This window comes from Streptomyces sp. DSM 40868 (genome assembly GCF_011820545.1).
GTDB classification, from domain to species: Bacteria; Actinomycetota; Actinomycetes; order Streptomycetales; family Streptomycetaceae; genus Streptomyces; species Streptomyces eurythermus.
Genome location: NZ_CP050504.1, coordinates 3,962,164 through 3,980,819, shown reverse-complemented (window position 1 = coordinate 3,980,819; position 18,656 = coordinate 3,962,164). Strand labels below are relative to the sequence as shown.

Genomic DNA, 18,656 nt, shown 5'->3' with positions numbered 1-18,656 from the left:
GGGAGTATCACCGCCGGTGCCCCGCCCAGTCCCGCCGGCACCGGTGGACTCTCTCACAGCCCCGTGCTCACTCCCGGCCCGGCACCACCGTCCCCGAGGAGCAGAACCAGCCGCCGGTGCCCGAGGCCACGCCCAGCCGGGGCAGGGCGCCGTCCCGGGCCCGTACCTGGCGCTCCCCGGCCTCGCCCCGCAGCCGCCGTACCGCCTCCACCAGCAGGAACAGCCCCCGCATCCCCGGATGCCGGGCCGCCAGGCCGCCCCCGTCGGTGTTCACCGGCAGCTCCCCGCCCCGTACCCGCTCCTCACCTCCACCGGTGCGCGCAGCGGACTGCCCCGCCGCACTCCGCTGGCCTGTGTGCCGGAGGAGGGCGGCGGCCGGCTGCTGATCGGGTCCGACTTCGGCCGGCCCGACCACCCCGCCTGGACCCGCAACCTCCTCGCCCACCCCGACGCGACGATCAACCGGCAGGTCCGGGACATCCCGGTCACGGCCCGTCTCCTCACCGGAGCGGAACGCGCGACGGCCTGGCAGACGGCCCTCGCCTTCTGGCCGCCGTACGCGGTGTACCAGTCCCGGGTGGAGCGCGAGATCCGTCTCTTCCGGCTCACGCGGCGCGAGCCGGAGGCGCGGGAACCCTAGAGCGTCGCGAGCCGTTCCACGAGCAGGAACGCTCCGATGCCGAGCATCGCCGCGCCCGAGGTCCGGGTCACCGCGCGGGCCGCCGCCGGGCGGGCCGCGAGGAGGGCGCGGGCGAGGGCGCCGACGGTGAGGTAGACGGCCGCGCAGCACGCCATGTGGAGCAGGCCGAGCGCCGCCGTCTGCGCCGGGACGGGGAGGTGCGCGCCGCGCAGGGTGAGGAACTGGGGGAGTACGGAGAGATAGAGGAGCAGGCCCTTGGGGTTCAGGCCGCTGATCGTCGCACCGCGCAGGAAGGGCCGGCCGTCGGCCGCCGCCGCATCCGTCCCCGTGGCCGCCGGGCCCGTCGCCCCGGGCGCCGTCCCCGTGGCCGCCGGTCCCGTCGCCCCCGGCACCGCCGGCCGGCGCAGTACTCCCCAGCCCAGCCACAGCAGGTATCCCGCGCCCGCCACCGTCACGGCCGTCAGCAGGCCGGGGGAGCCGGCCACCAGGACCGCCAGGCCCGCCGTGGCCAGGGCGGTGTGGAGGGCGTAGCCGCAGACCAGGCCCGCCACCGCGCGCGGTATCGGGCCGCCGCGCAGGGCGGTCGTGATGACGTACGCCCAGTCGGCGCCCGGTACGCACACCAGCAACAGGTCCACGGCGAGGAAGGAGAAGAGCAGTCCCGAGTCCATGTCGGGCACATTAGGCGCGAATTACCCGAAAGTGTTCCCGAAGTTTGCTCATGATCGCGAGTTGTGCGCAAAGATCTTCTCCATGGACGACGTAGACCGGAAAATCCTTGCCGAGCTCCAGCAGGACGGGCGGCTGACCGTGACCGAGCTGGCCGCCCGGGTGCGGCTCAGCGTCTCCCCTTGCCACCGGCGGCTGCGCGAGCTGGAGCGGGCCGGCGCCATCCGGGGCTACCGCGCGGTGGTGGACCCGGCCTCGCTCGGCCTGAACTTCGAGGCGCTGGTCTTCGTGTCCATGCGCCAGGAGGACCGGGACACGGTCGCCGAGTTCGAGCGGGCGGTCGGTGAACTGGAGCATGTGCTGGACGCGCAGCGGCTGTTCGGCGAACCGGACTATCTGCTCCGGGTGGCCACCGCCGACCTGGCCGCCTTCCAGCGGCTGTACGACGAGCGGCTCGCGACCCTGCCGGGGGTGCAGCGGCTCACCTCGACGCTGGTGATGAAGCACGTGGTGCGGGACCGTCCGCTGCCCGCATAGACGGCGGGCGGTGGTTCAGGGGATGAACCACCGCCCGCGTGACAGGACTTGGACTGTGTAAAGGGGGCAAAGGGCTGCGAAGGACGTGGGGCGCCTACTTGGACGGCTTCTTGCCGGTCACGCCCAGGTGCACCAACAGCGCCAGGTTCGGCTTGAGTTCGGCCTGCTTCACGCCCCAGGAGGTGAACCCCTTCTGGTGGGCCGCCACCGCCGCGAGCATCGCGACCAGCGAACCGGCCACCGCCGCCGGGTTCACGTCCTTGTCCACCCGGCCCTTGGCCTGGAGTTCCGCGATGGAGTCGGCCAGGGAGTTGTTGACCGAGTTCAGGATCTTCATACGGATCTTGTAGAACCGTTTGTCCCCCTCGGCCGCGCCCAGGTCCACGACCCGCAGGATCGCGTCGTTGCGGCGCCAGAAGTCCAGGAACCCGTCCACGAGTTCCTGCGCGGTCTGCCAGCCCGACTTGCCGGTCCAGGCGCGCCCTTCGAGCAGCTCGGTCAGCCCCGCGCCCTCGGCCGCCATCTGCTCGGCGATCTCCAGGACGGCGCCCTCGACGTCGGGGAAGTACTGGTAGAAGGTCGCGGGCGACGTGCCCGCCCTCCGGGCGACATCGATGACCTTGACGTCCCGGTAGGGGGAGGAGCTGAGCATCTCGCTGAGGCAGTCGAGCAGCTTCTGCCGGGTCGCCTGCCCACGCCGGCCGGCCACGCGGCCGTCGACGGTACGCACTTGTCCTGTCATGCCGTCAGCTTACCGAGGGGTGATGGGAGCGCGATTCGGCCGACTGCAAATGGGGTGCGCGGGGGGATCGGGGGTGGTGTGCCTGGTCTGCGGCTTGCGCGCGTCCCGGTTACTTTTGCCGCATGGCCGAAAACAGGGCATCCACGAACGAAGAGACATACGGGGAGGGCGTCCCCTGCTGGGTCGACGCCCAGCTGCCCGACGTCGAGGCGGGCAAGCGGTTCTACGGTGAGCTTTTCGGGTGGACCTTCCAGGAGGCGTACGGCTCCGCGGTGTGGGCGCTGCTGGACGGGGACCGGGTCGCGGCGCTGGCCCCCAAGACGGACGGCCGTATGCCCACCGTCTGGACGGTCTCCTTCGCCACCCCGGACGCCGAGGCCCTCGCCCGGCGGCTCACGGCGGCCGGCGGCCGGCTGATCACGGACCCGTACCCGGTCGGCGACCTCGGCACCGCCGCCCTGGCCACCGACCCCGGCGGCGCGGTGTTCGGGCTGTGGCAGCCCGGCACCCACCGCGGCTTCGGGCGGCGGCGCGCGCCGGGCACCTTCGTATGGGCCGAGCTGTACACCCGGGACACGGCCGCCGCCAACGCCTTCTACGGCGACCTCTTCCACGACGCCCTGTTCGGCTCCGGTGCCGCGCCCGACTTCGGCCGCGCGGACGTCACCGAGGTGTTCCCGGCCGAGATGCCCCCGCATTTCGTCGCCCACTTCGGGGTCGCGGACCTGGACGACGCCCTCGGGACCGTCCGGCGGCTCGGCGGCCGGGTGCAGGCGCCGCCCTTCACCGCGTCGTACGGCAGGGTGGCCGTCGTCACCGACAATCAGGGGGCGTCGTTCGCGCTGCTCCAGCGGTGATCCATCCGCTTTTGGGATGAATTAATGTGAGACACCCCGACTGTCACCGGGTTCGCAACCAGCCGCCCGGCCAGGAAGAATCGGGGTGCGTGCCGCCATGGCGGTGCGGTGGTGAGACGCTGCACTTCGGTCGCGTACATATGGGGTGGCGCGGCTCGTACGGGGAGGTGGCAGGCAAGTGGTGGATCAGCTGACGCAGCACGATCCGCGGCGGATCGGGCCGTTCGAGGTGCTGGGCCGGCTGGGGGCCGGCGGCATGGGGCTGGTCTATCTCGCGCGCTCGGCGTCCGGCCGGCGCGTGGCGATCAAGACGGTGCGCACCGAACTGGCCGAGGACCAGCTCTTCCGGGTCCGCTTCACCCGTGAGGTGGAGGCGGCCCGCGCGGTCTCCGGTTTCTACACCGCGGCCGTGGTCGACGCCGACCCCCGCGCCGCCGTGCCCTGGCTGGCCACCGCCTACGTCCCCGCGCCCTCGCTGGAAGAGATAGTGAACGAGTGCGGGCCGCTGCCGGCGCAGGCCGTACGCTGGCTCGCCGCGGGCGTGGCCGAGGCCCTCCAGTCCATCCACGGTGCCGGGCTGGTCCACCGCGACCTGAAGCCCTCCAACGTGCTCGTGGTCGAGGACGGCCCCCGGGTGATCGACTTCGGCATCGCCTCCGGGGTCTCCAACACCCGGCTGACCATGACGAACGTCGCCGTCGGCACCCCCGCCTACATGTCCCCGGAGCAGGCCAAGGACTCCCGCAGCGTCACCGGCGCCAGCGATGTCTTCTCCCTCGGCTCCACCCTCGTCTTCGCGGCCACCGGACACCCGCCCTTCCACGGCGCCAACCCGGTCGAGACCGTCTTCATGCTGCTGCGCGAGGGCCCCGACCTCACCGGCCTGCCGGACGAGCTGCGCCCGCTGATCGAGGCGTGCATGCAGATGGAGGCCACCGCCCGGCCCACCCCGGCCGACCTCCAGGCCCAGCTCGCCCCGCACCTGTTCGGCTCCGGCTCCGACGACAGCGGCACCGCCTCCGCCTGGCTGCCGGAGAAGGCCGTCGCGCTGATCGAGGCCCGCCGCGGCGGACGCCCCGCCGTACCGCCCGCCCCGGCCCCGACCGGTGGCCCGCGCGCCGCCGTCCGGCAGACGGTGCCCCCGCCCCCGCCGTACGACCCCCCGGTCCCGGTGCCGCCCTCGGCGCCCGTGTCCATGCCGGGCCCCGCGCCCATGCCGGTGGCGCCCTCGGCCCCCGTCCCGGTCCCGGTCGGCGCCCCCGACACCGGCCCGGTCCGGCTGGCCGGCGCCTCCGTCCCCATCGGCCCCGGACCCCGGGTCGCCGACGCCCGCGCCGCCGCCGTCAAGGCGCCGCCGCCCGAGGCCGGCCTGGTGGCCAGCTGGTCCCGGCCCCGCCCCGGCACGGCCACCGCCGACCCCGCCGTACCGCCCGCCCCGCCCGTGCCCCCGGAGCCCGCGAGCGGCTGGCGGCCCTGGCGGTTCCGCATGTCGAACGACGTGTGGGGCACCCCGGCCGTGGCCGGCGACCTGGTCTACGTCACCTCCTTCGAGGTGCACGCCCTGGACGTGGCCACCGGCCGCCGCCGCTTCAAGACCCGGGACGTCGCCTGGTCGATGGCGGTCGCGGACGGCCGTATCCACGCCTCCGACGGCCCCACCCTGTACGCGCTGGACGCCCGCGAGGGCACCGACCTGTGGCGGCTGTCCACGGACGCCTGGGTGTACTGCCTCAAGGCCGACCGGGGCACGGTCGTCACCGGCACCCGCGGCGGCGGCGTCCAGGCGTGGGAGGCGTCCAGCGGGCGGAAGCTGTGGGAGATCACCGGCTGCCAGACCGACTTCGAGTCCCCCGAGGCGGGCCCGGTCGTGCACGACGGCACGGTCTACGTCTGGCAGGACGCCCGGCTGCGCGCGCTGGAAGCCCGTACCGGCGAGGAGCGCTGGTCGTACCCCATCGGCGACGCGGCCTCCTGCGGCGGGGTCCCGGTGCGCCTGGCCCCGGCGCCCGACGGGTGCGTCTACATCTCGGCCGGCACCCGCGTCCTCGCCGTGGAGGCGGTGAGCGGCCGGGTGCGCTGGCACTTCGAGGCCCCGGCGGTCTTCCTCAGCCCGCCCGCCTTCGCCCCCGGCCCGGCCGTCACCGGCGGCGGTGTCTACCTCGCCGACTACCTCGGCACGGTCTACGCCCTCGACGCCGCCGACGGCCGCGACCGCTGGCGCATCGCCACCGAGGCCCGCTCCTCGGTGGATCCGGTGCTGGTCGCCGCCGGGCATGTGCACGTCGGCAGCGGCAAGGGCCTGTACACCCTGGACGCGGTCACCGGCACCCCCAAGTGGCGCTTCCAGGCGGGCGGCGACGTCGTGGGCGCGCCCGCGGTGGCCGAGGGCCGTATCCACTTCGGCTCCACCGACCACCTCCTGTACACCCTGAAGGCCGACGACGGCCGGCTGCGCTGGAAGCTCGCGACCGGCGGCGAGATCACCGGCTCCCCGGTGGTCAGGGACGGTGTGGTCTACGCGTGCAGCAAGGACCGGTGCGTGTACGCGCTGGACGCGGAGAAGGGCACGGGCACGGCGCGGACCACCTGACGCCCCCGGGCGGCACCGGGTGTTCCCGTCGCCGGCTGGCGCACCCGGTACTCCCGCCGCCGGCCGGCGAACAGCTCCGCCTGCCGCCGGCCGGCACGGTCCCCTGCACCCCCTCGGGCGGATACCCGGCGAGTACGGCGGCACAGCGGGCCGCACCGGTCAACGCCCCGCCCTCCTCGGTCACTTCGGAGACCAGGCCGATCTCGTGGGCCCGCCGCGCCGAGATCCGCTCGGCCGTCCCCATCAGCATCATCCGCGGGCCTCCCCGTACGGCATCCGCAGCGCCATCAGCGTGGACTCGTACGCGCTGACCATGCCGTACGTGGTGTACGGGTCGAAGAACACGGCCGTCGGGTCGGCCACGACGAAGTCGCTCTCGCCCAGCAGGTAGAAGGCCCCGGCGCAGGCCATCCCGCGCACGGCGGCCACCACCGGCTTCCACAGCCCGTTCGCCTTCGGCGCGACGTCCAGCAGCGGATCGTCCCGCATGTACGGCGACGGGGGCTGCGGTACGACGGCGTCCCGGTCGATGCCCGTGCGGAAGGCCCGCTCCCCGGCCCCGGTGAGCACGACGGCCCGCACCCGCTCCGCGAACCGCAGCGTCCGCCAGGTTTCCCGCGATCCGTCGGCCATCCCCAGGCCGACGGCGTCGAGCCGGTCCTGTGCCGCCGCGGCGACGAGCCGTCCGTGATCGCGTCCACCTCCGGACGGGCGATCCCCGGCACCGAGGTGCGGGTGGCGGACACCGACGGCACCCCGCGGCCGCCATGCGAGGTCCTGGTCCGCGGGTTCACCGTCATGCGCGGCTACGACGACCCCCGGGCCACCACCGAGGCGATCTCCCCGGACGGCTGGCTGCGCACGGGCGACGTGGGCGTCCTGGACCCCTCGGGCAACCTGCGCATCACCGACCGCCTGAAGGACATGTTCATCGTCGGCGGCTTCAACGCCTACCCCGCCGAAAGAGAACGCCGCCTCCTGACCCACCCCCACGTCACCGAAGCGACGGTCATCGGCGTCCCCGACCCCCGCCTGGGCGAGGTCGCCAAGGCCTACGTGGTCCCCCGCCCCGGCTCGCCCCTGACCCCGGAGACCTTGACCACCTGGTCCCGCCACGAAATGGCCAACTACAACATCCCGAGATCAGTGCCATTCCTCCCGTCCCTCCCCCGGAACGCGAGCGGAAAGGTACTGAAGGGACAACTGCCAACGAGGCCCTGCCCCCCCCGAAAGCGCACGCGCCAAGGGGCCGAGCCCCCCCCAGGCCCGGCCCCTCGACCCCCCGTTCACACCCCGGCCACGACGACTCCCCCTCCGCGCCGCCGCGGCCGATCCCCCGTCGGGTTGGTGGCTTACTTGCTGTTCAGGTCCAGCGCCGGCGGGGCCGGTGCGTGGCTGTCCAGCGTCGTGATGGCGTCCTCACTCGGTGCGGGCGCGTGGCTGTCGTTCGTGGTTGCCGGCTTGTCCGAGATGGGCGGGGCCGGTGCGTGACTGTCCAGCGTCGTGATGTCCGCTTCGGTGGTCTTGGCTTCGCTCATGGCTGGGACCTCCCCAGAAGTTCGTGCACAGAGATTCGGGGAACGCTCCCCCGGCAACTCCCCCGTGGGTCGCCGAGCGAGCGTTCTGGGCCGTTCACCATAGCTGTGGGGCCCATTCCGATCCGTCTGCCCCCCGACGCGACGGGTCGATGCGATGAGAGTGGCAGCACGCCATAAACGTTCGATGAACGTCATGGACTGGCTGGTCAGGCCGTCGCCAAGGGGTTGAGCAGACGACGGACTTCCATGGCTTCGACCGCCTCCGACGCCTCATGAATGCTGAGCGCTTCTCTCCAGCAGGCCCGGGCGCGGTCAACCTGCCCGAGTGCGTGCAGCGACTTGCCGAGGAGAGTCAGGACGTTGGCGCGCATCCAGTCACCGCCGATGCATCCGGTACTGAGTGCCTGTTCCGCGTGCAGGGCCGCTTGGGTGGCTCTCTGAGCCGACAGGTGGACCTGGGCGATACGGAAGTGGGTCGTGCCCTCCCACAGGCGCTGTCGGTTCTCGACGAAGATGCGAAGCGCTTCAGTGAGCTGCTCCAACGCCTCCTCGCTGCGACCTGTATGACCCAGGGCAATACCCAGGGCGTACCGCGCGTTGGCAAGCCGCACGCTCAGCCCCAACTCGTCGTATATGGCGATCCCCTGCTGGACCAGGTCGATTCCCGCGGAGACCCGGTCCATGGAGACGAGCACGCGCGAGAGGTTGCACAGGGCGCTGGCCTCTCCGGGGCGGTTGTCGTCATCACGAAAGGCACTGATGGCTCTGAGGAGATGCGCTTCACCGGCGGCGTGGTCGTTCCTGCAGATGGCGATGATGCCCAGTTCGTTCGGTGCGTTGGCACTCGTCCACGGGTCGTTCGCGGCCTTGCCCAAGGCGATGGCTTCTTGGGCCTGGACAGCTGCCTCATCGAACTGTCCCGACTTGATCAGTACTTGCGTCAGCGTCACGCGAGCACGGCCGGCTGCGAGGGCATCGCCCAATGCGTCGGCGGCGTCACGGGCCGCCCGGGTCGCCGTCTCGTAGTGAAGCGAACTGGCACCCGATTCCGCCAAGTCCTTGGAAGCCAGCAGGAGGTCGACTCCTCGTCGCAGGTTTCCCTGGGCAAGGGACTGTTGGGCGCAGGCGAGAATGCACGCGGCCTCGGCGTGCAGCCAGTCCAGGGCCTTTCCGTCGTCGCTGAACGCCTGGCCCGACTGCTCGGTCACCTGAAGGTGATCCACCGTCCGGTCCCCCGGGCGTTCGATCGCGTACACCCGTGCGGCCGTCGCCAGATAGAAGTCCAGCAACCGCGACATCGCCGCCTCCCGTTCGCTCGGGCGGGCCTCGTCGCGTTCCGCGCAGGCTCGGGCGTAGAGGCGGACCAGGTCGTGGAAGCGGTAGCGGTTGGGGGCCGCGGATTCGAGGAGGGACGTGTCGACCAGGGATTCGAGGAGTTCCTCGGTGTCCTCCGGGGGGAGGTCGAGGACCGCTGCCGCGGCGGCGAGGGAGATGTCGGGGCCGTCGGCCAGGCCGAGGAGGCGGAAGGCGCGGGCCTGGGCCGGCTCCAGCTGGCCGTAGCCGAGTTCGAACGTGGCCTTGACCGCGAGGTCGCCCGCCTGGAGTTCGTCCAGGCGGCGGCGTTCGTCGGCGAGCTTGGCGGCGAGGACCGAGACGGTCCAGGTGCGGCGGGCCGACAGGCGGGACGCGGCGATGCGGATCGCCAGCGGCAGGAAGCCGCAGGCCGCCACGACGTCGAGCGCGGCCTCCCGCTCCGCCGCCACCCGCTCCTCGCCCACGATCTTGGTGAACAGGCACAGGGCCTCGTCGGGGGACATCACGTCGAGGTCGACCAGATGGGCGCCCGCGAGGTCCAGCATGCGCACGCGCGAGGTCACCAGGGCCGCGCACCCCTCGGTGCCGGGCAGCAGCGGCCGTACCTGGGCCGCGTCCTTGGCGTTGTCCAGCAGGACCAGCACCCGCCGGCCGTCCAGCACCGAGCGGTACAGCGCCGACCGTTCCTCCAGGGAGTCCGGGATCGCCGAGTCCGCCGTGCCGAGCGCCCGGAGGAAGGACCCGAGGACCGTCTCCGGTTCGGCGGGACGCGGACCGGCGCCCTGGAGGTCGACGTACAGCTGCCCGTCGGGGAAGGCGGACCGCGCGCGGTGGGCGACGTGCACGGCCAGGGTGGTCTTGCCGACGCCGCCGATGCCGGCCAGCGCGGACACCGCCATCACCCGGCCCTCCGCCTCGGACGCGGAGGACAGCACGGCGCTCAGGTCGGCGACGAAGGACGCGCGGCCCGTGAAGTCGGGCACGGTCGCGGGCAACTGGGCGGGCCGGACCGGCGCCGCCGCCTGTTCCGTCACCGGCGCCGAGGGCTCGGCCAGGGCCGGGTCGGCCCGCAGGATGCGCTGCTGGAGGTCGCTGAGGCCGGGGCGCGGGTCGACCCCGAGTTCCTCGGCCAGCAGGCGGCGGGTGTCCGCGTACACCGCGAGCGCCTCCGCCTGCCGGCCGCTGCGGTAGAGCGCCAGCATGAGGAGTTCGCGCAACCGTTCCCGCAGCGGGTGCGCCGCCGTCAGGGCGGTCAGTTCGGAGACCGCCTCGGCGTGGCCGCCCTGCTCCAGGTCCATGTCCAGGCGGGATTCGAGGAGTTGCAGCCGCCATTCCTCCAGGCGGGCCCGCTGGGTCTCCGCGTACGGGCCGGGCACCCCGGCCAGCGGCTCGCCGTCCCACAGCGCCAGCGCCTGCCGCAGCAGCCCCCGGGCCGTGCCGAGGTCGCCGGCGCCCCGCGCCTTCTCCGCCTCCGCCGCCAGGTCCTGCGCCCTCGACATGTCCAGCGCGCCCTCGCCGAGCCCGCGCACGGCGTACCCGCCGGACTCGCTGACCAGGACCCCGGGGTCCAGGATCTTGCGCAGCCGGGACGCGTACGTGCGCACCGCCGCCAGCGCCTGGGGCGGCGGCTCGGATCCCCAGAGCGCGTCGATCAGCTCGGCCGCCGTGGCCGTACGGCCCTCCCGCAGCAGCAGCGCGGCCAGCAGGGCGCGCTGCTGCGGAGAGCCCGTGCCGAGCGCCTTCTCGCCGCGCCAGGCCCGCACCGGACCGAGCACGCCGAAGCGCAGCGTGCCGGTCTCCGCGGTGCCCGCGGAGCCGGCGCGCCGCTGCTCGGGTACTCGCGGCCCACCGTCCATGCGTTCGTCCCCCTCGGCGTCACGAACAACCCCGTCAGTTTGCCTTGTTCCGGGCGGTTGCGTCAGCCGTGCGAGACACCGATCACAAGGGCGCGGCCACGGGTCACAAGGCCCTCACGCGTTCCACAGGGTTCTCACACCCCTTCGCCCGCCGAGGACGGCCCGTACGCGGTCCTGGGCGGCCGTTCCAAGCCCGTCATGGGCACCCCGGGGGGACGACGGGCCGGTCGGCGACCGGTGGACCCACGAGAACCTGTGCCGGCCCCTGATCGGCGCGCACGCACAGCAGGGCCGGCTGCTCCTTGTCGGCGGCCTCGGCGAAGGGCTGCCCGCAGAAGCGCGGGAAGGTGGGGAAGCACAGGGCGGACCGGACGTACGTGACGTCCGTGTCGGCGAGGCGCGCGGACACGTCGTACGACCCGGCCCGTATCCGCTCGTACGTGATGACCTCCAGCCGGACCTCGTCCCTGGCGTAGCCGACTGCGGTGTCCAGCCGGGCTGATACCGCTGAACCGGCCGTCGTCCCTTGACGGTCCCGGCGGCCGGTGCGACACCGACCCAGCACAAGGCGCTGATGGAGGAGACCGAGGTCCAGACGCTGGTGCGGCCGGGCCGACCCGGCCCGCGCGTGAAGGGTGTGGCGGGCCCGTGCGGGGCCTGTGACACCCCGACGGCCCCCCGGACCAGGCGTGTTAGCCTCCCGCAGCCAGGGATCAACGCGACGGGGGAGCTTCATGGGCGCGTCCACGGACGGCTACACGGTCAGGTCCGGCATGGCCGGGCAGTCGACGGAACTGGACGGCGCGGGCGACGACGCCGGGCACGTCGCCGAGGCGGTACGCCCCGCCGGGAACCAGTCCGCGGACACGCTGGGCGGCGACGAGTCGGCGGCGGCGTTCGACGCGTTCGCCGCCGCCTGGGAGTCGGAGGCGACCACGCTGGAGTCGGCGCTGCACGAGCTGGCGGGCAAGGTCCGCCTCGCCAAGGGCGCGTACGGCGGCGCCGACCACACGGTGGCGACCCGCGCCGCGGCCGTCCCCGGCGGCGGCCTCACCACGATGCCGACCCCCGCGGGCGGCGGGGCCGTCACCACGATGCCCACCCCGGCCGGCGGCGGCGCCGTGACCACCATGCCCGTGTACGCCGAGCGGCCGTCGGCCCTCTCCCGCTACTGAGAGGCCGACGATGACCGGATTCCTCGGCCCGCTGGACTCCCCGGCGGCCCGCCGCTCCTGGCTGTCCGGCCTGCGCGACAGCATCCCCAAGGCCGCCTCCAAGAACGACCTGCTGGACCAGATCGACGGCGCCCTGTTCGTCCCCGCGCCGCAGGGCGACCCCGCGACCCTGGAGGCGCTGGGCAAGCGCTACCGCGGCCAGGTCGACAAGGCCGGCGATCTGCACGACCGGGTGAACAAGGTGGCCCGCAAGGGCCTGCCCGAGGTGTGGACCGGAAAGACGAGCGTCCTCGCCTCCGACGGGGTGGCCGCCGCCGCGCGGGCCGCGACGGACATGGCCGAGGCGTTCGACGGCGGCGCCAAGGCGCTGTTCGCGCTCGCCGACGCCCTCGGCCACGCCCGGCGGCAGGACGCCGACGGCCGCGCCCGCCTGGACCAGGCCAGACAGCGACTCGGCCCGAGGGAGGGCTTCTTCGACGTCGTCGACCGCATGATCGAGACCGACGAGGAGAAGCAGGCCCTGGCCGCGGCCCGGTCGGCCGCCACCGACGGCGTCGACCTGATGCACAAGGCCGCCGTCGCCGCCGACGACGCCGTACGCGCCGCCACCCGGGACCTGAACAAGTGGGCGGCCGAGGCCCGCGCCGGGAAGATGCGCACCGGCGGACTGTCCGCGGTGGACCGGCTGATGCTCGCCGACACCAGCGGAAAGGCCGGCGCCGCCGACTACAACGAGATCCTCACCGCGGGCGACCTGGAGCGCTCCGGGCAGGCCATGGACCGGCTGCCGGCGGCCGACCGGGCCCGGATGGAGCACCTCCTCGCCGGCGCCGGGTCCCCGCAGGAGAAGGCGTACCTGATGAAGGCGCTCGCCGCGGGTCACAGCGTGGACGACATCGAGACGTTCGGCCGGAAGATCCACGGCAAGGACCCGGCCTGGCTCCAGCAGCACCTGTCCCCGATCGTCACCCAGGGCGACAGCCTGAAGGACGAGGGCGTCGACGCGGGCAGCGGCGCCAACGTCAACACCGACCTGCAGAGCTTCCGCGGCCAGCAGTGGGCGCAGGGCGGCGACGGCCGCGAGGGCACCTGTGTGGCCTCCTCCACGGTCACCGCCCGCGCCATGGTCGACCCCGTCTACGCCCTCTCGCTCACCGGCGGCCCCAGCGGCCAGGAGAACGACCCCGCCGCCTTCCGCCGCCGCCTGGTGGACGAACAGCACCGGGTGCACACCGAGGGCCACGGCGGCGCCAACTGGGACGGCATGGTCCTCGAGGGCAAGACCGAGGTCGTCAACAAGGAGATCAGCCCCGAGACCGGAAGCGCCTACGAGCTGCACGAGGTCAAGAGCGCGGACGCCCGGCGCAACGTCCTGCCGGAGATAGAGAAGGCGGTGGCCGAGGGCAGGCCGGTGCCGATCGGCGTCGAGGGCTACGAGGCGGACGGCACCCGGCACGGACACGCCATGATGATCATCGGCCAGGAGGGTGACAAGCTGGAGATCTACAACCCGTGGGGCCAGACCACCTGGGTCAGCGAGGACGACTTCGTCAACGGCGGCATGGCGAAGGCCAGCAACAGCCAGCTGCCCGACGCCTACGCGGTGCACCTGCCCCAGGACTGAGAGACCGACCATGACTTCCCGCACCACCCGGCTCGCCCCGGCCGCGCTCCTCGCCCTGCTCGCCCTCACCGGCTGCGGCACGGACGGCGGCACCACCGGCGCGCCCGCCCCGACCGTCGGCAGCACCAGCACCCTGCGGGCCACACCGGGCGGCGGCACCGAGTACGGCATCGAGCGGCGCGACATCACCGTACGGCCGGGCGAGCGCTTCTCCCTCACCGTCCCCTCGGCCCCCACCCTCGGCGAGCACTGGTACCTCGCCGACCCGCGGCCCGACAAGGCGGTGCTGGCCTCCCGGGGCGAGCACACCACCGGCGACAACAGAGAGGCCGACGGCAGCACCGGCTCCACCCGCTCCTTCGACTTCACCGCGCTGGCCGAGGGCCGTACGAGGGTACGGCTGCTGCACTGCCCGCTGCACACGTGCACCGGCCCCGGCCCCGGCGACCGCTCCACCCTGGGCCCCAGCCCCGGCGGGTCGCCGTCCCCGTACCCCACGCTGACCGCCGACCCGCACGCCCACGGCACCGGCGCCGGCTTCTACGTCTTCACGATCACCGTCCGCTGACCGGACCGGAACCGAGGCCCGTATGCCCCCTGCGCCCGACTCCCGCACCGACGACGAGGTCCTGGCCGCCACCGACGTCGCCGCCCTGCTGCGCCACGGCCTGACCCAGGACGCCTCCCGCACCGCCCTGTTCGGCGACGGGGCGGTGGCCGCCGCGGTCACCCTGGACCGGCTCGGCGTACTGCCCCGCTCCCTGGTGTTCCTCGCCGGGATCGTCCGGGCGGGCGGGCTCGGGTACGCCGCCGAGCTGCCCGAGCCGCTGCCCTCCCCGGAACCGGCCGCCCTGCTGCGTCAGTGGCTGGCCGGCGCCGCGCCGGCCGCCGCCACCCCTCAGGCCGAGGAACGCGCCGCCCGCTGGCTGGAGGCGGTCGCCGAGATCATCGCGCTGCGCCGGGCCATCCGCCGCTGACCGGCCCGAGGAACACCGGGTTGGTGAACGCGGCCATCGCCCCCGGCACCGGACCCGGCGCCGTCTCGTGCCGCACCTCGGCGCGGACATAGGCCGCGCGGGCCGGGGAGGTGCGCCATTCCACGGTCCCCGTGCCGGACACCGGCAGCGGCTCGCCGGTGAACACCAGGCCCTGGTCGGTGAGGAACCGCACCGCGCAGCGCGGCGCGCCGGACACCTGGAGCCGCACGGTCACCGGGGTGTCCGGGGCCACCGCCAGCCGCTCCCCGATCCCGGCCCGCCCGCCTCCCTCCGCGGTGACGGAGAAGTCCAGCGAGACATGGCGCGACTCGGCCACGTAGGACCGCCCGGCCCGCAGGCCCTCCTGGATCGCCTCCCGGGTCAGGCCGTCGGCGAGGACGACCGTCTGCGGCAGCCCGACCACGTCCGGGTCCCGGTGGGCGTCGCTGTTGCCCATCGCGGGCAGCCACGCCCGCTCGCCCCGCGCCGCCGCCACCAGCCGCGCGTCCCAGCCCGCGAGCGCCAGCTCCTCGTCGGGCGTCCACATCCCGTTCCACACCTCGACGGCGTCCGCCTCCGCGAACCCGAACCGCCAGGAGCAGCCCACGCAGTCACCGTGCGGATGGGCCGGTACGACCAGACCGCCGGCCCGCCGGATCGCCCGCGCGAAGTGCGCCCAGCGGCCGTCGCGGGCCCGGTAGCGCCAGTCGACGAAGGTGCCCGGGTCGGTGCCGAGCGCGAGCACGTGCCCGTTGCGGGTGGTGACCTCCTCGCCGAGCAGCACCAGCAGGTCGTCACCGGCCGCGTCGGCCCAGTGGGGGTGCGCGGCGTTGGTGTTGTGGTCGGAGCTGTTGACGAAGTCCAGCCCGGCGGCGCGGGCCAGCGCCGCGATCTCGGCGGGGGTGCGGCGGCCGTCGGAGTGCCAGGAGTGCAGGTGGCAGTCGCCCCGGTACCAGTCCCGCCCCCGCCCCCGGGCCCGGCTGGGCGGATACACCGGTTCGGGTGTCTCACCGGCCGCCCCCTTGGTCAGGGTGACGGTCACCTCGTAGGCCAGCCCCTGCGGGGCGACGGTGTAGGGGCCGAGGGCGATGTGCCAGGTGCCGGGGGTGAGCGGCCCGGGCAGATACCCGGGGGTCGCCGCGTCGGCCCGCACGAAGAACTCGCTCCGCGCCCCGCCCGACCAGCCCCGGAACCCCCGCCCGCCGACCTCGGTCCCGCGCGGGTCGAACAGCCCGATGTCGAGCGCGTTGCCGGGGGTACCGGGCGGGACGGGGGGTTTGTCGTAGGTGTAGGCGACTTTCAACTCTGCTGTGCCCGGCGGGACTTCGAAGGGGAGATACGCGAAGTCGGGTGAGCCGGGTGCGAAGGTGCCGCGCAAGGTCGTCACCCGCCCAACGTAGGCGCACCAAAGGGGCCCGGGAAAGTATCAATTCGCGGCTCCGCCGCGCGGGCGCGACCAGCCACGGACAACCCGCACGTACCCACGGCGAGCACCCCACCGCGGCGCCCCACCCCCGTCGGCATTGATCACCGCGACCGTATGCTCAAGGGATGACGACTTCCGCGACCTCCGGAACCGGCCCCACCGAGAACTCCATGCGTCGCGCCCTCAAACGTGCCCGGGACGGCGTCGCCCTCGACGTCGCCGAGGCGACGGTGCTTCTCCAGGCGCGCGGTGCGGATCTGACCGACCTCGCCGCCTCCGCCGCCCGGGTGCGGGACGCGGGCCTGGAGGCGGCGGGCAGGCCCGGCGTCATCACGTACTCCAAGAGCGTCTTCATCCCCCTCACCCGGCTGTGCCGGGACAAATGCCACTACTGCACCTTCGCCACCGTCCCCGGCAAGCTGCGCCGGGCCGGCCACGGGATGTTCCTGTCACCCGACGAGGTGCTGGGCATCGCCCGCAAGGGGGCCGCCCTCGGCTGCAAGGAAGCCCTGATCACCCTCGGCGACAAGCCCGAGGACCGCTGGCCCGAGGCGCGCGAGTGGCTGGACGCGCACGGCTACGACGACACCATCGCCTACGTCCGCGCCATCTCCATCCGCATCCTGGAGGAGACCGGCCTGCTGCCCCACCTGAACCCGGGCGTCATGACATGGACGGACTTCCAGCGGCTGAAGCCGGTCGCGCCGAGCATGGGCATGATGCTGGAGACGACCGCGACCCGGCTGTGGTCCGAGCCCGGCGGACCGCACTACGGCTCCCCGGACAAGGAACCGGCCGTCCGGCTGCGCGTCCTGGAGGACGCCGGCCGCTCCTCCGTGCCGTTCACCTCCGGCCTGCTGATCGGCATCGGCGAGACGTACGAGGAGCGCGCGGAGTCGCTGTTCGCGCTGCGGAAGGTGGCCCGCGCCTACCACGGCATCCAGGAGCTGATCATCCAGAACTTCCGCGCCAAGCCGGACACGGCGATGCGCGGCATGCCGGACGCCGAACTGGACGACCTGGTCGCCACGGTGGCCGTCGCCCGGCACATCATGGGCCCGAGCGCCTGCCTCCAGGCCCCGCCGAACCTGGTCGACGCCGAGTACGAGCGGCTGATCGGCGCCGGCATCGACGACTGGGGCGGGGTCTCCCCGCTGACCATCGACCACGTCAACCCCGAGCGCCCCTGGCCGCAGATCGAGGAACTCACCGAGCGGTCCCGGGCGGCCGGCTTCGAACTGCGCGAACGCCTGTGCGTCTACCCGGAGTTCGTGCGCCGGGGCGAGCCCTGGCTGGACCCGCGGCTGCGCCCGCACGTGTCCGCCCTCGCCGACCCGGAGACGGGCCTGGCCCTGCCGGACGCGGTCGTGGAGGGCCGCCCCTGGCAGGAGCCGGAGGAGGTGTTCACCGCCACCGGCCGCACCGACCTGCACACGGCCATCGACAGCGAGGGCCGCACCGGCGACCGGCGCGCCGACTTCGACGAGGTCTACGGCGACTGGGAGGCGCTGCGCGAGGCGGCGGCCCCCGGCATGGCCCCGGAGCGGATCGACGCCGATGTGCGCGAGGCGCTGCGCACGGCCGCCGACGACCCGACCCGGCTGACCGACGCCGAGGCGCTGGCCCTGCTGCACGCGGACGGCCCGGCGCTGGACGCGCTGTGCCGGGTGGCCGACGACGTGCGCAGGTCGGTGGTCGGCGACGACGTCACCTACATCGTCACCCGCAACATCAACTTCACCAACGTCTGCTACACCGGCTGCCGGTTCTGCGCCTTCGCCCAGCGCCGCACGGACGCCGACGCCTACACGCTGTCGCTGGAGCAGGTGGCGGACCGCGCCCAGCAGGCGTGGGAGGTCGGCGCGGTCGAGGTGTGCATGCAGGGCGGCATCCACCCCGACCTGCCGGGCACCGCGTACTTCGACATCGCGAAGGCGGTCAAGGAGCGCGTCCCGGGCATGCACGTGCACGCCTTCTCGCCGATGGAGGTGGTGAACGGGGCGACCCGCACCGGCCTGTCGATCCGCGAGTGGCTGTCGGCCGCCAAGGAGGCGGGCCTGGACTCCATCCCCGGCACGGCGGCGGAGATCCTGGACGACGAGGTCCGCTGGGTGCTCACCAAGGGCAAGCTGCCCACGGCCACCTGGATCGAGGTGATCAGAACCGCGCACGAGCTGGGCATCCGCTCCTCGTCCACGATGATGTACGGCCATGTGGACCAGCCCCGGCACTGGCTCGGCCATCTGCGGGCACTGGCCGGCATCCAGCGGGAGACGGGCGGCTTCACCGAGTTCGTGACCCTGCCGTTCATCCACACCAACGCCCCGGTGTACCTGGCGGGGATCGCCCGCCCGGGCCCGACCATGCGGGACAACCGGGCGGTGACGGCGATGGCCCGGCTCCTGCTCCACCCCTGGATCCCCAACATCCAGACGAGCTGGGTCAAACTGGGCACGGAGGGGGCGGCGGAGATGCTCCGCTCCGGCGCGAACGACCTCGGCGGCACCCTGATGGAGGAGACGATCTCCCGCATGGCGGGCTCCTCCTACGGCTCGTACAAGTCGATCCGCGACCTGATCGCCGTGGCCGAGGCGGCCGGCCGCCCGGCCAGGCCGCGCACCACCCTCTACGGCGAGGTCCCCGAGGAGCGGCAGCGGGTCGCCGAGGCGTCCGACGGGCACCTGCCCGATCTGCTGCCGGTCCTGGACTGA

At 73.6% G+C, this 18,656-nt stretch carries 13 protein-coding genes and 5 pseudogenes; 10 read left to right on the top strand and 8 right to left on the bottom strand.

Annotation, left to right across the window (positions count from 1 at the left end; all coding sequences use genetic code 11):
- Nucleotides 1–67 precede the first annotated feature (67 nt).
- A pseudogene (locus HB370_RS17935) lies at nucleotides 68–295 on the bottom strand (acetyl-CoA acetyltransferase); the annotation flags it as partial.
- A gap of 3 nt (nucleotides 296–298) precedes the next feature.
- Here HB370_RS17935 and HB370_RS17930 point away from each other — a divergent pair.
- Nucleotides 299–640, top strand: a pseudogene (locus tag HB370_RS17930) (nitroreductase family deazaflavin-dependent oxidoreductase); the annotation flags it as partial.
- Here the strand turns inward: HB370_RS17930 and HB370_RS17925 are convergent.
- Complete coding sequence (locus tag HB370_RS17925) at nucleotides 637–1,311, bottom strand: LysE family translocator (RefSeq protein WP_030779282.1); 675 nt, start codon at nucleotides 1,309–1,311, stop codon at nucleotides 637–639. The pseudogene HB370_RS17930 and the gene HB370_RS17925 overlap by 4 nt on opposite strands.
- An 82-nt stretch (nucleotides 1,312–1,393) precedes the next feature.
- Here HB370_RS17925 and HB370_RS17920 point away from each other — a divergent pair, with 82 nt between their 5' ends.
- Nucleotides 1,394–1,846 carry an Lrp/AsnC family transcriptional regulator gene (locus tag HB370_RS17920; RefSeq protein ID WP_030611911.1) on the top strand — a complete coding sequence of 151 codons (453 nt, stop codon included), beginning with the start codon at nucleotides 1,394–1,396 and terminating at the stop codon, nucleotides 1,844–1,846.
- 94 nt (nucleotides 1,847–1,940) lie between these two features.
- Here HB370_RS17920 and HB370_RS17915 read toward each other — a convergent pair whose 3' ends face one another.
- Complete coding sequence (locus HB370_RS17915; RefSeq protein WP_030779279.1) at nucleotides 1,941–2,576, bottom strand: TetR family transcriptional regulator; 636 nt, start codon at nucleotides 2,574–2,576, stop codon at nucleotides 1,941–1,943.
- Between the two features lie 134 nt (nucleotides 2,577–2,710).
- On the opposite strand from HB370_RS17915, the gene HB370_RS17910 reads away from it, so the two are divergent.
- The gene (locus HB370_RS17910; protein ID WP_030779276.1) at nucleotides 2,711–3,445 is read left to right on the top strand and encodes a VOC family protein; all 735 of its coding nucleotides are present in this window, start codon (nucleotides 2,711–2,713) and stop codon (nucleotides 3,443–3,445) included.
- Nucleotides 3,446–3,623: 178 nt separating this feature from the next.
- Nucleotides 3,624–6,035 carry a serine/threonine-protein kinase gene (locus HB370_RS17900; protein WP_030779273.1) on the top strand — a complete coding sequence of 804 codons (2,412 nt, stop codon included), beginning with the start codon at nucleotides 3,624–3,626 and terminating at the stop codon, nucleotides 6,033–6,035.
- On the opposite strand, the pseudogene HB370_RS17895 reads toward HB370_RS17900, so the two are convergent.
- Nucleotides 5,960–6,692: pseudogene (locus tag HB370_RS17895) on the bottom strand (enoyl-CoA hydratase/isomerase family protein); the annotation flags it as partial. The gene HB370_RS17900 and the pseudogene HB370_RS17895 overlap by 76 nt on opposite strands.
- On the opposite strand from HB370_RS17895, the pseudogene HB370_RS17890 reads away from it, so the two are divergent.
- A pseudogene (locus HB370_RS17890) lies at nucleotides 6,672–7,241 on the top strand (fatty acid--CoA ligase family protein); the annotation flags it as partial. The pseudogenes HB370_RS17895 and HB370_RS17890 overlap by 21 nt on opposite strands.
- Nucleotides 7,242–7,387: 146 nt before the next feature.
- Here HB370_RS17890 and HB370_RS17885 read toward each other — a convergent pair.
- The 3 genes and pseudogenes from HB370_RS17885 to HB370_RS17870 form a co-directional block, all read right to left on the bottom strand.
- Nucleotides 7,388–7,573, bottom strand: a complete 186-nt coding sequence (locus HB370_RS17885) for a hypothetical protein (RefSeq protein ID WP_030779271.1) — start codon at nucleotides 7,571–7,573, stop codon at nucleotides 7,388–7,390.
- A gap of 206 nt (nucleotides 7,574–7,779) precedes the next feature.
- A complete protein-coding gene (locus HB370_RS17880; RefSeq protein WP_030779268.1) occupies nucleotides 7,780–10,743 on the bottom strand; it encodes a BTAD domain-containing putative transcriptional regulator in 2,964 nt (987 codons plus the stop codon).
- Between the two features lie 271 nt (nucleotides 10,744–11,014).
- A pseudogene (locus HB370_RS17870) lies at nucleotides 11,015–11,239 on the bottom strand (amidohydrolase); the annotation flags it as partial.
- A 238-nt stretch (nucleotides 11,240–11,477) separates the two neighbouring features.
- Here HB370_RS17870 and HB370_RS17865 point away from each other — a divergent pair.
- Genes HB370_RS17865 through HB370_RS17850 form a run of 4 tightly spaced genes read left to right on the top strand, consistent with a single transcriptional unit; the run spans nucleotide 11,478 to nucleotide 14,519 of the window.
- Nucleotides 11,478–11,918, top strand: coding sequence for a hypothetical protein (locus HB370_RS17865; RefSeq protein WP_051815501.1), 441 nt, complete (start codon nucleotides 11,478–11,480; stop codon nucleotides 11,916–11,918).
- A 10-nt stretch (nucleotides 11,919–11,928) separates the two neighbouring features.
- Nucleotides 11,929–13,542, top strand: a complete 1,614-nt coding sequence (locus tag HB370_RS17860; RefSeq protein ID WP_030779258.1) for a hypothetical protein — start codon at nucleotides 11,929–11,931, stop codon at nucleotides 13,540–13,542.
- 10 nt (nucleotides 13,543–13,552) lie between these two features.
- Nucleotides 13,553–14,110, top strand: a complete 558-nt coding sequence (locus tag HB370_RS17855) for a protease inhibitor I42 family protein (RefSeq protein WP_051815499.1) — start codon at nucleotides 13,553–13,555, stop codon at nucleotides 14,108–14,110.
- A gap of 22 nt (nucleotides 14,111–14,132) precedes the next feature.
- Nucleotides 14,133–14,519: a hypothetical protein gene (locus tag HB370_RS17850; RefSeq protein WP_030779252.1), complete on the top strand. Its 387-nt coding sequence runs from the start codon at nucleotides 14,133–14,135 to the stop codon at nucleotides 14,517–14,519.
- Here the strand turns inward: HB370_RS17850 and HB370_RS17845 are convergent.
- Nucleotides 14,488–15,906 (bottom strand): CehA/McbA family metallohydrolase, encoded by a 1,419-nt coding sequence (locus tag HB370_RS17845; protein WP_030779249.1) that lies wholly within the window; start codon nucleotides 15,904–15,906, stop codon nucleotides 14,488–14,490. The genes HB370_RS17850 and HB370_RS17845 overlap by 32 nt on opposite strands.
- A gap of 164 nt (nucleotides 15,907–16,070) precedes the next feature.
- On the opposite strand from HB370_RS17845, the gene HB370_RS17840 reads away from it, so the two are divergent.
- Complete coding sequence (locus HB370_RS17840; RefSeq protein WP_030779246.1) at nucleotides 16,071–18,656, top strand: bifunctional FO biosynthesis protein CofGH; 2,586 nt, start codon at nucleotides 16,071–16,073, stop codon at nucleotides 18,654–18,656.